At 70.2% G+C, this 14395-nt stretch carries 12 protein-coding genes; 9 read left to right on the top strand and 3 right to left on the bottom strand.

Annotated features, from left to right (window positions below; all coding sequences use genetic code 11):
• Window positions 1-4: 4 nt before the first annotated feature.
• A complete protein-coding gene (locus ACWCP0_RS03680; RefSeq protein ID WP_451077211.1) occupies window positions 5-898 on the top strand; it encodes a 2-hydroxy-3-oxopropionate reductase in 894 nt (297 codons plus the stop codon).
• A 257-nt stretch (window positions 899-1155) separates the two neighbouring features.
• Window positions 1156-2619 carry a catalase gene (locus ACWCP0_RS03675; RefSeq protein WP_451077210.1) on the top strand — a complete coding sequence of 488 codons (1464 nt, stop codon included), beginning with the start codon at window positions 1156-1158 and terminating at the stop codon, window positions 2617-2619.
• A gap of 938 nt (window positions 2620-3557) precedes the next feature.
• On the opposite strand, the gene ACWCP0_RS03670 is transcribed toward ACWCP0_RS03675, so the two are convergent.
• Window positions 3558-3950, bottom strand: a complete 393-nt coding sequence (locus tag ACWCP0_RS03670) for a DUF5994 family protein (RefSeq protein ID WP_451077209.1) — start codon at window positions 3948-3950, stop codon at window positions 3558-3560.
• A 400-nt stretch (window positions 3951-4350) separates the two neighbouring features.
• Here ACWCP0_RS03670 and ACWCP0_RS03665 point away from each other — a divergent pair, with 400 nt between their 5' ends.
• The gene (locus ACWCP0_RS03665) at window positions 4351-5295 is read left to right on the top strand and encodes a Mur ligase family protein (protein WP_451077208.1); all 945 of its coding nucleotides are present in this window, start codon (window positions 4351-4353) and stop codon (window positions 5293-5295) included.
• A gap of 646 nt (window positions 5296-5941) precedes the next feature.
• On the opposite strand, the gene ACWCP0_RS03660 is transcribed toward ACWCP0_RS03665, so the two are convergent.
• Entirely contained in the window at window positions 5942-6739 is a 798-nt protein-coding gene (locus tag ACWCP0_RS03660) for a carbon-nitrogen family hydrolase (protein ID WP_451077207.1), read from the bottom strand.
• A gap of 442 nt (window positions 6740-7181) precedes the next feature.
• On the opposite strand from ACWCP0_RS03660, the gene ACWCP0_RS03655 reads away from it, so the two are divergent.
• A complete protein-coding gene (locus ACWCP0_RS03655; RefSeq protein WP_451077206.1) occupies window positions 7182-8651 on the top strand; it encodes a multicopper oxidase family protein in 1470 nt (489 codons plus the stop codon).
• Window positions 8652-9134: 483 nt separating this feature from the next.
• On the opposite strand, the gene ACWCP0_RS03650 is transcribed toward ACWCP0_RS03655, so the two are convergent.
• Window positions 9135-10355: an MFS transporter gene (locus ACWCP0_RS03650; RefSeq protein ID WP_451077205.1), complete on the bottom strand. Its 1221-nt coding sequence runs from the start codon at window positions 10353-10355 to the stop codon at window positions 9135-9137.
• Window positions 10356-10652: 297 nt separating this feature from the next.
• Between ACWCP0_RS03650 and ACWCP0_RS03645 the strand changes: the two genes are divergently transcribed.
• The 5 genes from ACWCP0_RS03645 to ACWCP0_RS03625 all read left to right on the top strand — a co-directional run bounded on the left by ACWCP0_RS03645 (window position 10653) and on the right by ACWCP0_RS03625 (window position 14386).
• Window positions 10653-10847, top strand: a complete 195-nt coding sequence (locus ACWCP0_RS03645) for a hypothetical protein (RefSeq protein ID WP_451077204.1) — start codon at window positions 10653-10655, stop codon at window positions 10845-10847.
• Between the two features lie 68 nt (window positions 10848-10915).
• Window positions 10916-12256 carry an LCP family protein gene (locus ACWCP0_RS03640; RefSeq protein WP_451077203.1) on the top strand — a complete coding sequence of 447 codons (1341 nt, stop codon included), beginning with the start codon at window positions 10916-10918 and terminating at the stop codon, window positions 12254-12256.
• A gap of 385 nt (window positions 12257-12641) precedes the next feature.
• Window positions 12642-13373 (top strand): TSUP family transporter, encoded by a 732-nt coding sequence (locus ACWCP0_RS03635; protein WP_451077202.1) that lies wholly within the window; start codon window positions 12642-12644, stop codon window positions 13371-13373.
• Between the two features lie 105 nt (window positions 13374-13478).
• Window positions 13479-13697 carry a hypothetical protein gene (locus ACWCP0_RS03630; protein WP_451077201.1) on the top strand — a complete coding sequence of 73 codons (219 nt, stop codon included), beginning with the start codon at window positions 13479-13481 and terminating at the stop codon, window positions 13695-13697.
• Window positions 13698-13894: 197 nt separating this feature from the next.
• Window positions 13895-14386 (top strand): DUF1801 domain-containing protein, encoded by a 492-nt coding sequence (locus ACWCP0_RS03625; RefSeq protein WP_451077200.1) that lies wholly within the window; start codon window positions 13895-13897, stop codon window positions 14384-14386.
• Window positions 14387-14395 lie beyond the last annotated feature (9 nt).

Genomic DNA, 14395 nt, shown 5'->3' with positions numbered 1-14395 from the left:
CACCATGAGCACTCTTCCCAAGATCGCATGGATCGGCCTCGGCATCATGGGCTCCCCCATGTCCGAGAACCTGCTGAAGGCCGGTTACTCCGTCACCGGCTTCACACTGGAGCAGGACAAGCTGGACCGGCTGGCCGCCGCCGGCGGCACCGCCGCGGGCTCGATCGCCGAGGCGGTCGAGGACGCGGACGTCGTGATCACGATGGTGCCGGCGTCGCCTCAGGTCGAGGCCATCTCGTACGGCCCCGACGGCATCCTGGCGAACGCGAAGCAGGGCGCGCTGCTGATCGACATGTCGTCGATCACCCCGCAGACCTCCATCGACCTGGCGAAGAACGCCGCCGAGGAGGGCATCCGCGTCCTGGATGCCCCGGTGTCCGGCGGCGAGGCAGGCGCCATCGAGGCCGTCCTCTCGATCATGGTGGGCGGCGAGCAGGAGGTCTTCGACGAGGCCCTCCCGATCCTCGAGGCGCTGGGCAAGACCATCGTCCTGTGCGGCCCGCACGGCTCCGGCCAGACGGTGAAGGCCGCCAACCAGCTGATCGTCGCGGTCAATATCCAGGCCTGCGCCGAGGCCGTCGTCTTCCTCGAGAAGTCCGGCGTGAACCTCCAGGCCGCCCTGGACGTCCTGGGCGGCGGCCTGGCCGGCTCCACCGTCCTCGCCCGCAAGAAGGACAACTTCCTGAACCGGGACTTCAAGCCGGGCTTCCGCATCGACCTGCACCACAAGGACATGGGCATCGTCACCGACGCCGCCCGCAACGTCGGTGCCGCGCTGCCGGTCGGCGCCGTGGTCGCCCAGCTGGTCGCCTCCCTGCGCACACAGGGCGACGGCGGCCTGGACCACTCGGCCCTGCTGCGCGCCGTCGAGCGCCTCTCGGGCCGGCCGGTGGCCTGAGCCCGGCAGGGCTCCGCAAGGGGCCCGAAGGGCTCCGCCCCGAGGGCCCGAAGGCCCTCCCCCGACATCCGGGCCGTGGCTGCGCTGACACCTGTCCTGTCGCGCCCAAGTGCAGCCACGGCCCGGATTCATCACCTCCATTTCAACAAACTGTTGACGTTTTCGCCGGAGTGAATTTACGCTCCAGGCACTCCCCCTCGCTATCGCTGGGGGCGCCCCCAGGCAGCCCCTTGCACGGAAGGTCAACCCAGCCACCCATGACGCAGCGCGTGCTAACGACCGAGTCCGGCGCTCCGGTCGCCGACAACCAGAACTCCGCCGCCGCCGGCGTCGGTGGCCCGCTCCTCCTCCAGGACCAGCACCTGCTGGAGAAGCTCGCCCGCTTCAACCGCGAGCGCATCCCGGAGCGCGTCGTCCACGCACGCGGCTCCGGCGCCTACGGCTACTTCGAGGTGACCGACGACGTCACCGGCTTCACGAAGGCCGCCTTCCTCTCCGAGGTCGGCAAGCGGACCGAGACGTTCCTCCGCTTCTCGACCGTCGCCGACTCGCTCGGCGGCGCGGACGCGGTCCGTGACCCGCGCGGCTTCGCGCTGAAGTTCTACACCGAAGAGGGCAACTACGACCTCGTCGGGAACAACACGCCGGTGTTCTTCATCAAAGACCCGATCAAGTTCCCCGACTTCATCCACTCCCAGAAGCGCGACCCGTTCACGGGCAAGCAGGAGCCGGACAACGTCTGGGACTTCTGGGCGCACGCCCCCGAGGCCACGCACCAGATCACCTGGCTGATGGGCGACCGCGGCATCCCCGCCTCGTACCGCCACATGAACGGCTACGGCTCCCACACCTACCAGTGGACCAACGCCGCGGGGGAGGCCTTCTTCGTCAAGTACCACTTCAAGACGAACCAGGGCATCCGCTGCCTGTCGTCCGAGCAGGCCGCAGAGGTCGTCGGCAAGGACGCCAACAGCCACCAGACCGACCTGCTGCAGGCCATCGAGCGCGGGGTGAACCCGTCCTGGACCCTGTACGTACAGGTCATGCCGGCCGCCGAGGCCGCGGACTACCGCTTCAACCCGTTCGACCTCACCAAGGTGTGGCCGCACGGCGACTACCCGCTGCAGCGGGTCGGCCGGCTGGTCCTCGACCGCAACCCGGACAACGTATTCGCCGAGGTCGAGCAGGCCGCGTTCTCCCCGAACAACTTCGTCCCGGGCATCGGCCCTTCGCCGGACAAGATGCTCCAGGGCCGTCTGTTCGCGTACGCGGACGCCCACCGCTACCGCCTGGGCGTCAACCACACCCAACTGCCGGTGAACGCCCCGAAGGCCGTTCCCGCCGGGGCCGACAACTACGGCCGCGACGGCTTCATGGCCACCCGCAACGGCTCGCGCCACGACAAGAACTACGAGCCCAACTCGTACTCCGGCCCGGCCCAGACGGACGCGGCCCTCGCGGCCCCGCTGGCCGTCCGCGGCTGGACGGGCACCCACGCCGCGCCGCAGCACTCCAAGGACGACGACTTCTTCCAGGCCGGCGAGCTCTACCGACTGATGTCGGAGGAGGAGAAGCAGCGCCTGGTCGCGAACATCGCCGGCGGACTGTCCCAGGTCTCGCGCGACGACGTGATCGAGAAGAACCTCGCCCACTTCCACGCCGCCGACCCGGACTACGGCAAGCGCGTCGAGGAAGCGGTCCGCGCCCTGCGCGAGGACTGAGCGGCGTACTCGGCCCACCGAGACCGCGTACGGGAGCCGACTGGGAGGTCTTCCTCCCGTACGCCGTCCGAACCGCCGGCCCGGATGAGGGGTGGCCCGCGGTAAGGACAGCGCGAGGACCGCGGCGGCGAGCCAGTGCGGTGGTACGGGCAGCACGACCCCCTTCCTGACCTGAAGGAAGGCCAGGCCGGAAGCCCATCGCCCCGCCGCGGTCCCCAGCGCTCACGGACGCCGTCCGTCCCCTCCGGGCCGGGGACGACCAAAGGCTCCGCCCGGCGGCGCGAACGATCCGTCGCGCCGGGCTCGCACCGTCGGGCGGCAACAACTTCACAGCCCTCACGGCTCCATGGCTCCACAGTTCTGCGGCTCTGCGGCTCTGCGGCTCTGCGGCTCTGCGGCTCTGCGGCTCTGCAGAGCCAACAGCCAGGGTTCACAGCGCGGTTTACGGTCCCGCACTGCGTTCCCGAGCGATCGGCCGGTGACCTGCGCACAGAGGTCACCGGCCGGTCGTGTTCCTCACTTTGGGAACATCACGGGAACAGGGCCGGCGACATTCATACCTATTGTCCGATCATGGCGAGCATGGTGGAGAGGCCGAACAAGGACGGTTCGGTGACCTGTCAGGTCAAGTGGCGTCAGGCCGGCGAGTGGCAGTCCGAGCGGTTCGGCGGTCGCCGTTCAGCGGAGCGGTTCAAAGGGCTCGTCGAGGCGCACCGAGGGGTGTGGCCCGGTTGGGTTCGCGGGCGCGGCTTTGCCGAGCCCGAGTCGCAGGACGGTGACATGCCGTTCGCGACCTCGCCCTCGCGCTGGATCACGTCGCGGACGGCCGCGAACTCAGCATCCGCCTCGCCGCCAACTGGTCCCGCCCGGGCCTCGACCCCACCGCCTCCCGCCGCAGACGCCGCCCGGCGTTCGCGGGGCGCCTGAGCCCTTCCGGCCTATCCGGCATGCGTCTCGTCGTGGGTGGTCGCCGAGGACATGAGACGGTCCGCCTCCGCGGGTGTCGCGCCGGGCGGTACGACCAGCAGATCGCAGCGCCCGACGCCGTAGGAGAGCAGACGGATCGCACTCGGGCTCTCCCCCGCGTCGGAGCGGTTGATGTGGACCGTACGGTCGGCGAGGGTGAGCCTGCCGAGCCCGGTGCGCCACAGGGGCCGGCTCACCGTGATCCTGCTGACGTGCGGCCACCGCTCGTCCAACGCCGCCAGCAGATCCGGCAGTTCGCGGGCGAGGTCATGAGAACGGGGCCACCACGCGCCGTCCAGCCTGTACGGCCCGGCACCTGGGGGCAGCAGTTCCAGCCTGATGGGCAGCGATTGATCGTGATTCACGGTGACTCTGTTTCTGAGGCGGGGTGCGTGCTGTGTGATCATGCCCATGGCATGTCCCTGTCGTCGTACCCAAGAACGACGCCGGCATGGCAGCAGACGTGCGAGGTGCTCTCAGTGAGCACCACTGTACTCCGGCCCACTCCGCCCCACTCCGGCCGGACCGGAGCGGACGGGAGCGGACAGGAGCGGATCGTTCAACCGATTTGCGGGCGTAGACTCGCGCAGCATCGAGCCGCCGAAGCGAATTCTGCCGTGCTCGGATTTCTTTCACGTCCTGCGCGATCCCCGACAGTCGGGTGCCTGACTCCAGGTACCGGACAGCCAGGTCCATGGTCATCACCGCGGCCTTCCGGCCCACCGCAAACCGGCGTACCGGAGCTCCGCTTCCGAGGGGACAGCTGTGAAACTGAACGAACTGCTGGACGGGTACGCACACCAGGTGCTTCAGGGCGCCATCGGAACGCGGATCAGCGGAGGAATGCACTTCGACGCCCACCGCATGACCCGGGGCTCGCTGTACATCGCGGTACCGGGCCACCGCGAAGGCGGCCCCGACGGGATCACGCGTGCCGTGGAATTCGGAGCGGTGGCGGTCCTGGTGGAAGGCGCGGGCGTCATCGTCCCGGATGGGGTGTGCGTCGTACGCGTACCGGACGTCCGGGTGGTGGCCTCGGCGGTCGCCGCCCGCTACTACGGCGAGCCCGGGCGGGCCATGGACATGGTGGCGATCACCGGCACCAACGGAAAGACCTCGGTGTCGTACATGGTCGAGTCGGTCCTGCGGATCGCCGAGGGCGCGAGGGTCGGGGTCATCGGGACGGCCGGCAGCCGCATCGGCGACGACCCCGTGCCGATGCCGCACTCGGTCCTGACCACGCCGGAGTCGCCGGACCTGCAGTACCTGCTCGGTCACATGCGCGACCGCCGCACGGGCAGTGTCGTGCTGGAGGCCACCTCTATGGCGCTGCTGACCCACCGCGTGGACGACGCCCACATCGACGTCGGCGTATTCACCAACATCGCCGGCCGGCTCTCCGACCTCTGTGTCCTCACCTCCGACAACCCCCGCACCGAAGATCCCGGAGCGATCCTCGACCAGATCGTCCCCGGCATCACCCCGACCGGCACCCCGTTCGAGCGGATCCCCGACCGGAGTCAGGCCATCCGCTTCGCCCTCGCCGCCGCCGGACCCGACGACGTGGTCCTCGTCGCGGGGAAGGGCAGCGAGCCGCACCAGATCATCGGTGAGGAGTTGCTTCCCTTCAGCGACATGGCCGTCGTACGGCAGCTCTCCGACGAGCTGTCGCCGGCACAGTCCGGGGCTGCTGATGCCACCCCCCGCTAACCGGCTCTTCACTGACGGCGTCCACGCAGGGCCGCGGTCCCGCCCGAGGGAGGGACGTGCCGCCGCTCTGCGCACCTGCGACTCCGACGCCCGCTCGGGCCTGGTCCACTGCGAAAAGGGAACTGCTGCATATCGAGGAGCGTCTCGGCCCGGTCAAGGCAGCCGGCTGTCTTGAACAGGCCGCAGTCGCCTCGGTGGAGGAGAGGGCAACCGCACCCGAGGGCGAGCGGGGTCGGAGGCCCGTTGTTCCCAGGCATCGCGGTTCGGGTTCTTTGTACACACCCGGGAGGCAACCTGCGAGGTCCTGAGAAGGGCTGTTCCCACGGGAACAGCAACCGCGAGTTCGCAGGCTCCGAGTGGCAGGGACTGGCATCGAACAAACCTCGAATTCGCTGGTCAGCGGCGTTGTCCCAGGTCAAGACCGAGTCAGGAATCCGATTACGGTCCCGCACTGCGTTCCCGGGCGATCGGCCGGTGACCTGCGCACAGAGGTCACCGGCCGGTCGTGTTCCCAGTTCCGGGAACACCACGGGAACAGGTCAGGGGACACGCCGAGGGGGCACGGTCGAGCGCCCGGATGATCTCGTCGCGGGACAGCCCTGTGACCATCCTCAGCCGGCAAGCGGACCGCCGCAGGATCCGGGGCTCAACGCCCCGCGGGGGCGGGGATACCGAGCACACGGTCGCGCAGGACGGGCAGTTCGGAGCGGATCCGGGCGACTTCGGCCATGTCGACGTCGGCCGTCACGGTCTGCTCGCGGTCGCGCGCTTCGGCCACCACGGTTCCCCAGGGGTCGACGGCCATGCTGTGCCCGGCCTGCTGTACACCCCCGTGAGCTCCCGCGGCGTCACAGACCAGGAGGAACACCTGCTCTTCCACGGCGCGCGCACGGACCAGGAGCTGCAGATGCGCGAGACGGGCGGCGGGCCATGCGGCCGGCACCACGATCAGTTCCGCCCCGGCGTCGAGCAGTCCTCTGAAGAGCTCCGGGAAGCGGAGGTCGTAGCAGATGGCAAGGCCCAGCCCGCCGAATTCCGTGGGGACGGTGACAATGTCGCTGCCCCCGCCCATGGCAACGGCCTCGCCGGTGTCGAATCCGTACCGATGGATCTTCCGGTAGTGACCGCGCAGGCTTCCCTCCCGGTCGAAGAGCAGAGCGGCGTTGTACAGCGTCCCGTCCCCGTCCCGCTCGACGATCGACCCGGCATGGAGCCACACGCCGGCCGCGCGGGCGGCGGCGGACATCACTTCGGCGGTAGGGCCGTCCAGCCCCTCGGCATCGCGCTCCCAGTCGTCGTAGGCCCACGCTCCGGCTGTCCATAGCTCCGGCAGTACGACGAGGTCGTCACCGGCCCGGCTGCGGACCGTCGCGGCTGCCCTCAGGCGGCGGTCGCCGGCGGTTTCGGCCGAGTCGACGGACATCTGCAGGAGCGAGGCACGCATGGTTCTCTCCTCTCGGCGGTCACCGCAGGGACCGGCCGGGCCCGGAGGGCCCTCGCCACCAGCGTAGGAGCCGAGCGCACAAGGCGGACACCCGACAGGTGCCTCCCCTCCGACGGTCCGTGTCGCCCCAGGTGCGAGCGGGTTCGCGGGCGGTCACAGTCGGTACGGACCCGCGGACACACTGTGGGTCCCGCGGACGCGCGGCTCATCGCGGTGGCCCGGGTGCCGTGCCCTCCGCACCCGCGCACGCACGACCCTGGGCGTGTCCGTGGCTCCGGGCTCCGCCCGCGGCGGCGGTGGCGGCCGATCCGGCGGCGGGTCGTTCAACAAGAGCACCCCCTCATTGAGTTATCAGCCATTTCGCTCAATTAAGGGTGCATCATGGCAAACCGGACCCACGCCCGTTCCTCAAGTGCCCGGCAGCTCTCGTAGGGAGTTCAGCTTGCATCCGCACGTCCACCGGCCAACGACCGTCATCGCGGCCGCGCTCGTCGCCCTCGCCCTCGCGTCCGGATGCGCGATGGAGTCCCGACGGGGCCCGCACGCTCATTCCGCCCCGTCATCGACGCCCCCGTCCAGCGTGTCGCCGTCACCGGCCCTCTCCGCGCAGGCGACCTCCGACCTGCGCGACCCGGCAGAGGTCGTGAGCAGGAACGGCCTGCTCAGAACGACGATCGTCGTCGAGCGGAAGAAGGTGCCTCTGGCGGGGCGCGACGTGTGGGCCCTCACCTACAACGGCCTCTACATGCCGCCGACACTGCGGTTGCGGCCGGGCGACCGCATGGAGATCACCTTCAAGAACGAGCTGGACAACCGGACGAATCTGCATGTGCACGGCATGCACGTCTCCCCCGGCGGCAATTCCGACAACGTCTTCCTCGCGATCGAGCCCGGGAAGACGTTCCAATACTCCTACACCTTCCCCGACAGCCTGGCGCCGGGGACGTACTGGTACCACCCGCATCCGCACACGGCCTCGGCCGCCCAGACCGCCGGCGGCATGTCGGGCGTCATCCTGGTCGACGGGCTCGACGCGTACATGCCTGCCTCGTTGCGCGGCATCACCGAACACGTCATCGCGCTCAAGGACTTCCAGCTCGTCGGGGACCAGATCAAGACCCAGGACCTCAAGATCGGGGCACCGACCACGCGCACCGTGAACGGTCAGCTGAACCCGCGCATCCGGATCCGGCCCGGCGAGACCCAGCTGTGGCGGCTCGCGAACATCGGGGCGAACATCTTCTACAAAGTGGCCCTGCCGGGCAGTACGTTCCATGTCGTCGCCCGGGACGGCAACCCGGTGAACGAGGTCTACGCGGCCGACACCCTCGTCATCCCGGCCGGCGCCCGCTACGACGTGCTCGTGCAGGGCCCCGAGGCGGGCGTGACGGAACTTCAGACCCTGCCGTACGACACCGGCAAGGCCGGCAACCAGTTCCCCCGGGCCACGCTCGCCACGGTCCGGTCCGCGGGCGAACCCACGCGGCCGGCGGCCCTGCCCACCTCCTTCGCACCGGTGGACGACCTGGCGAAGGAACCCGTCGCGGGCCGCAAGACGATCGTCTTCACGGAGAACGCGGACGGCACGCTCTTCTACGTCAACGGAAGGCAATTCGACCACAACCGCGTCGACTTCCGGGTCAAGCTCAACACGACCGAGGAGTGGACCGTCAAGAACGACAGCGACGAGGTGCACTCGTTCCACGTGCACACCAACGACTTCCAGGTGATGAGCGTGAACGGCAACCCGCAGATCAACCGCGGCTTCCAGGACACCGTGGACGTGCCCCCGCGCGGAAACATCGTCATCCGGTCCCGCTTCCTCGACTACCCGGGCAGGACGGTCCTCCACTGCCACATCCTCAACCACGAGGACGCGGGCATGATGGCGGTGCTCCAGATCGACGAATAACAGACGCCCGGACACACCGGGGCCCGGCCCACAGGGGCCGCCGGTCGCCGCCGACGGGGCCGGGCACCGGACCGGGGCGCACGCCCCGGGGCCAGCCCCCGCGCTCCTCGCCGTGGAGGACCGGCCGCTGTCACGCGCTCCCCGGCGGCACCGGGGGTCCGCGAAGCCTGCCCGTCCCCGGGGCCGGTGCCGTCCCATCTCCGAGTGAGCCACAGCCTCATCACCGCGGTGAACGCCTGTGGCTGCTCGACCTGAGTGCAGTGCCCGGCGTCCTCGATCGGGGCCGGCGAGGCCGAGGGTATGGACCGGGCCGAGGTACCGGCCTCGTCCTCGGTGACGATGCGGTCCTGGCGCCCGTGGATCACCGGCGCCTCGGCGCTGATACGGGGCACGGACGGCGGGCTCGGTCGAGCAGTCGGGGTCGCCCGGTCAGCGGATCTGCGGCAGATCCTTCGGGCGTGGTCCGCCACTGCCCTTGATGGCCTACGGATCGGAACAATCCGAGGTGCGCGGGCGTCCTGCCCGGGCCAGGGCCACGGCAACCGCCAGGTACGGCAGTGCGAGCAGGGCGAAGACGACGCCGTGCGACGCGTGGCCCGAGAGCGCCGCGTACGCCCCGTAGACCAGGAGCGTGGCGGCGCCCGTGCCGAGGCCGGCGAGGGACGTCACGGTGGCGCGGCTCGGGCCCGTGATCGACGCCTGGAGGCGGGCGTCGGCCAGGACGTCCGCCAGCTGGAGCACCAGGAATCCCAAGCCGACGAGGACGAACCCGGCCGCCCTGCCCGACAGCGCACCGGCTGCCAACGCACCCGCCGCGACTGCGACGGCCGCGCCGAGGACCCGAGCAGACAGGCGCTCTCCCGGCCCAACGAGCAGCGAGCCGACGGTGACCCCGATCCAGACGACCAGGACCAGCAGCGGGACGGTCCTCGTGGCGACGCCGGTGGCGGCGGCCAGCAGCGGTACGTACTCGTCGAGCGCGCCCCAGACGGAGGTCAGCACGATGGACAGCATCAGCGCGCGCCGCACGGGGCGTCTGCCCCGCACCTCCGCGAGGCCGGCCCGCAGGGTCGCCGCGTAGGCCCCGCGACCGGAGGTCACGACGGCGGGCGTGCGATGCTCGGGCAGCGTCGCACCGACGGCCGCACACAGCAGGCACGCGACGACGCTCGCCGCACCGAGCAGACCGTGACCGCCCATCGCGAAGGCGGGGGCCGCCGCCGCGGTCGCCGTCGCCGTCGCGACCATGCTCACCGCGGCGGCCCGCCCCATGACGCGGGCGTACCGCGACGCCGCGTCGAGCCGTTCGAGTTCGTCGTGCACCAGTGCTTCCATGGCGCCGGAACGCAGCGCGCCCCCGACGCCCCACAGCACGAACCCGGCGGCGAAGGCCGCGTACGACGGGGTCAGGACCCACAGCGCGAATCCGGCCGCCGACAGCAGCGGTCCGACGGTCACCATCAGGCGGCGCGACACGGCATCGGCCCAGACGCCCGAGGGAACTTCCAGCACCAGCCCGGTGAGGGACCAGAGGGAGAAGAGGAAGGAGATCTCAGCGGTGCTCAGCCCGTGCTCGGCGAACAGCAGCGCGTAGACGGGGTAGAGCAGGACGAAGTCCTCAAACCCCGCGTAGGCGTAGAGCTTTCGCTCGATCCGGCGCACACCGGGGTGAGGTGGGGATGGGCATGACGAAGAGGTGAGCATGAATCGTGGTCCTTGTGCGGAGCGGACGGGGACGCCGGGTGCTCACCCGCGCGGCGGCCCGCGACAGCCCGTTCCGGGACCGGCAGTCGTGGATCAATGTCGTCGTCGGCTCATGCGATCGAGTCTGGCACACGATGCGTTGATCAGGCCTGCCTTCACTCCTCCTCGCAGCCCCCGCGGCCCCGCAGCCCTCTTGGCGTCGCGCACGGCAGATGACCGCCTTCGCACGCCGACACGTTCCACTCTTCGCTGTCCGGCGGGGCAGGTCGCTTCGCCACGAGCACCAGGCGCCGGAGTGTGGCGCCGAAGTCGACCGGCCCCGGACGCCGCGGGGCCAACCACGGGCCGGGCGGCCTCGCAGGCGAGTTCGCCCGCACCGTGACGGCCGGCGTGCTGCGGGCTTCGGCGTACGGACCGGCCGGGAGTGCGAGAGCCGCGCGGGACAACATGAATGACCACTACAAGGGGGACGACGCGCCCATCAGCGCCTGACGCAGGCTCCTCGCCGCATGACCGTTAAGATCACATACATCCGATTATGTGCCTCTCGGGGGTGTGTGATGCGCCGTATCACTGTCGGGCTGACGCTGTTGGCCGGCCTGGCCTCTTGGCCGTGGTTCGGTGCGCAGGCCGAATCGGCCGTCGACCCGGTCGGCCGGGACGACAGCCGCGGCACGAACATCCTGATCGTCGGTATCGACAGCCGCGCCGGCATCTCGCCTGCCGAGAAACGGCGCCTCCATGTGGGCGGCGAGGGGTGCGACTGCACCGACGTGATGATGCTCGTACACCTCTCCGAGGACCACAGGCGCGCAAGCATCGTTTCCCTCCCCCGGGACAGCTACGTCGAGTACGCCCAGCCGGACGGCGCCACCACCCCGGCCAAACGCGGCAAGATCAACGGCGCCTTCAAGATCGGCCGTGGGCCCCTGGCCGTCCGCACGGTCGAGAAGGCCACCGGCCTGCACATCGACCACTACCTCGAGACCGGATTCACCGGCTTCGAACAAGCCGTCAACAATCTGGGCGGCGCGACCGTGTGCACGGACAAGCCGCTCAAGGACGAGAATTCCGGCCTCGACATCACCACGGGCACCCATCACCTCGACGGGAGCGGAGCTCTGCGCTACGCCCGGGCCCGGCACCTCAACCCCCCGGGCGACCTCGGCCGGGTCCGCCGCCAACAGCGCATGCTGGCCGACATGCTCGCCCGCCTGACCGCCCAAGGGGCACTGGCTGATCCCGTGAGCGCGGCACGCACAGCTCACCAGCTGCTCACGTCCGTACGCACGGACGAACGGACCGGCCTGGTCGACCTCGTGCGCATCGGCTGGACACTGGGCCGGCTACCGGCGGACCGGACGGAGTTCGCCACCGTGCCGATCACTCACTTCGACCACCGCGTGCCCGGCGTCGGTTCCACCCTGCTCTGGCACGAGGCCCGCGCCGATGCCCTGTGGGACGCCCTGCGATCGGACCGACCCATCACCGGAGACACGCGCATCCTGCCCGTGCCCGAAACACGCGCCGGGACCAACCCCGCCGGAATCACGGTACGAGTCGACGACGCCGCCGTCGCCAAGGCCCTCGAGCGCAGCAAGTTCGTCGTGACGGACACCTCCGCATCCGCCCCCGCGGTGCGACCCGCCGGCCCCCCTGCCATCACCTACCCGGCCGGACGAGAAGCGGATGCGGCCACCCTGGCCGCCGCCCTGCCCGGAGCACGCCTGCAGGCGGTCGCCCGGCACGACGCCCTCTTCGACGTCGCCGTCGGCTCCGAGCCCGTCGTGGTGAAGACGGTCACCTACGACCGCAACGTCGCCGAAGGCGCCCCCGTCACCGCGGACCACCTCCGCTGCGCCGGGTCAGCGACGCTTCGCGACGAGGGCCGGCACCGCTGACGCAGCGGGGGCCTCCAACTGCGCGGGATCCAAGGCCGGATCCGGAAACCACCACCTCGGCACTCCGGCTCGCGGCTCGCCCTGGCGCTCGGTCCGGCCGGTCGGGCCATGCACGGCGGGCGCTTCTCGAACGCCTCACGCGAACCGCTGCAGAAGGCAGACGGTGCGGGCTGCCCGATCCCGGAGGGCGGCACGGTGATGCCGTCGGTGAGGTGCACGCAGCGGTCGCCGGCCGATCGTGCTTCACAGCACGGGAACGCGACCGAGCAACGCGCTGCGGGCAATGCGCCCCCGGCTGAGCAGGGAAATGCCGTTGATCGGGCTTGCCCGGTGGGTGGAGGCTGTGCGTGATCACCCCTCAACGCCACCCCACGAGGAGCCGTCTGTGACGAACGGCTGGGCCGCCGACCTCTTGCTCGGCGGCATCATCCTGGTCGGGGCGTCCGTGCAGCGGCTGGCGGGAATCGGGTTCGCGCTCGTGGCGGTGCCTGCTCTGGTGCTGCTCCTCGGTCCGGCCGAAGGCGTGGTGCTGGCGAACTGTGCGGCCGGAGCCATCAGTGCCGTCGGACTTGTCGGCAGTTGGCGGGAGGTCCGTCTCGCCGCGATGCTGCCGTTGGTCGCTGCTGCTGCCTGCACCGTGCCGGCGGGGGCTTGGGTGGCCGGCCGACTGCCCGAGCCGGAACTGCTGGCCGGCATGGGGGTGCTGGTGAGCGCGGCCGTACTGCTGGCGATGGGCGGCGCCCGGGTGGCCGCCCTGCGCGGCACCAAAGGGGCGCTGGCCGCGGGTGCAGCAAGCGGGTTCATGAATTCCTCTGCCGGCGTGGGCGGCCCGGCAGTGTCCTTGTATGCGGTCAACGCGGGCTGGACGGTCGCGGAGTTCGTGCCGAACGCGCAGTTCTACGGGGTCGTGGTGAACGCGTTCTCCGTTGCGGCCAAGGGCCTGCCACAGCTCACGGCTCCGACCTGGGTGCTGGTCGCTACAGGAATTGCGGCAGGCGCCGTGATCGGAAAGGTGCTCGCAGAGCGGGTGCCTGAGGGACGGGCCCGGCTGATGCTGTTCCTGCTGGCGCTGGCGGGCGGGCTCACCACGCTGTGCAAGGGACTGTGGGGTCTTTGAGCCCTGAGGGGCCGACGTAGTCGAATGTTCGTTCGCCGGGCTCCTCATGGAGTGAGTCAAACTTTCCGGCAGGGGTTGAGTTGAGGGGCCGGGAAGGACGGCTGGGTGAGCAGACAGCAGAAGCCGTCACGGCTGGTGTCGGTGGACGAGCAGATCCAGGTCGTGTTGGCCGTGTTGAAGGGCCAGTTGCCGCTGGCCGAGGCAGTACGTCGGCACGTGCTTCCGGTCGCCTACCACGCTCACGCGAACACGATGAGGACCCCTCCGAAGATGGAGAATCCCGACCCGAGCAAGAACAAACTCTGCCAACTTCTTGACTCATGACACACACGTCGATGTGAGCAGCCGCGCCCACGCGTTGGGCGTCGCGCGACCTCTGCCGTCTGCATCACGAGTTCCCTACAGCCTGCCACCTTGCACCTTCCGGCCCCACTTGGTGGCGCGCATCCGTCTCGCAGCCGCCGCGTACGCCGGAGGTTGGAACAGAAGTCTGGAAGCTCACCAGCGAGAACGTTTCCGACATGGGGTTCCGGTTCGAGCACCCGGACACCGGCCACGAGGTGGACGTGGACTGGTACGAGCCGACCGGAGCCCTCGCCGTCCGCGCCCAGGCCCCGTGGCATGCTGGCGCCATGGACGAAGAGGTGGAACGAGTCCTCGCGGCCCGGGACGCGCACATCGCCGAACTGGGGCGCAGCACGTGCGCACTGCTGCTGGAGCAGTTCCCGGACGCGGTCGTCACGGTGGACGGCAACGACATCGGGTTCGGCACCGGTACCGGGTACAAGGGACTGGTGTTCACGGTCGCGCCGGCGAAGGCACATGTCACGCTGGGCATCGCGGGCGGTGCGGGGCTGCCCGATCCGGCGGGGCTCATGGAGGGCAGCGGCAAGGTGCACCGGCACATCAAGCTCCGCACGCCGAAGGATCTGGACAGTCCCGAGCTGCGGCGGCTCCTCGCGGCGGCGCTCGCCGCCCGGCGTCCGCAGGACGGGTCCGGGGGGATCGCGTGATCGGACGCG

The organism is Streptomyces sp. NPDC001970 (genome assembly GCF_053594115.1).
This window is presented reverse-complemented; position numbering and strand designations above follow the sequence as displayed.

Bases quoted from the DNA above. Each gene is read 5' to 3' on its own strand.
- ACWCP0_RS03680 (WP_451077211.1), top strand. From the start codon at position 5: ATGAGCACTCTTCCCAAGATCGCATGGATCGGCCTCGGCATCATGGGC.
- ACWCP0_RS03650 (WP_451077205.1), bottom strand. From the start codon at position 10,355: ATGCTCACCTCTTCGTCATGCCCATCCCCACCTCACCCCGGTGTGCGC.
- ACWCP0_RS03675 (WP_451077210.1), top strand. From the start codon at position 1,156: ATGACGCAGCGCGTGCTAACGACCGAGTCCGGCGCTCCGGTCGCCGAC.
- ACWCP0_RS03640 (WP_451077203.1), top strand. From the start codon at position 10,916: ATGCGCCGTATCACTGTCGGGCTGACGCTGTTGGCCGGCCTGGCCTCT.
- ACWCP0_RS03660 (WP_451077207.1), bottom strand. From the start codon at position 6,739: ATGCGTGCCTCGCTCCTGCAGATGTCCGTCGACTCGGCCGAAACCGCC.
- ACWCP0_RS03625 (WP_451077200.1), top strand. From the start codon at position 13,895: ATGGGGTTCCGGTTCGAGCACCCGGACACCGGCCACGAGGTGGACGTG.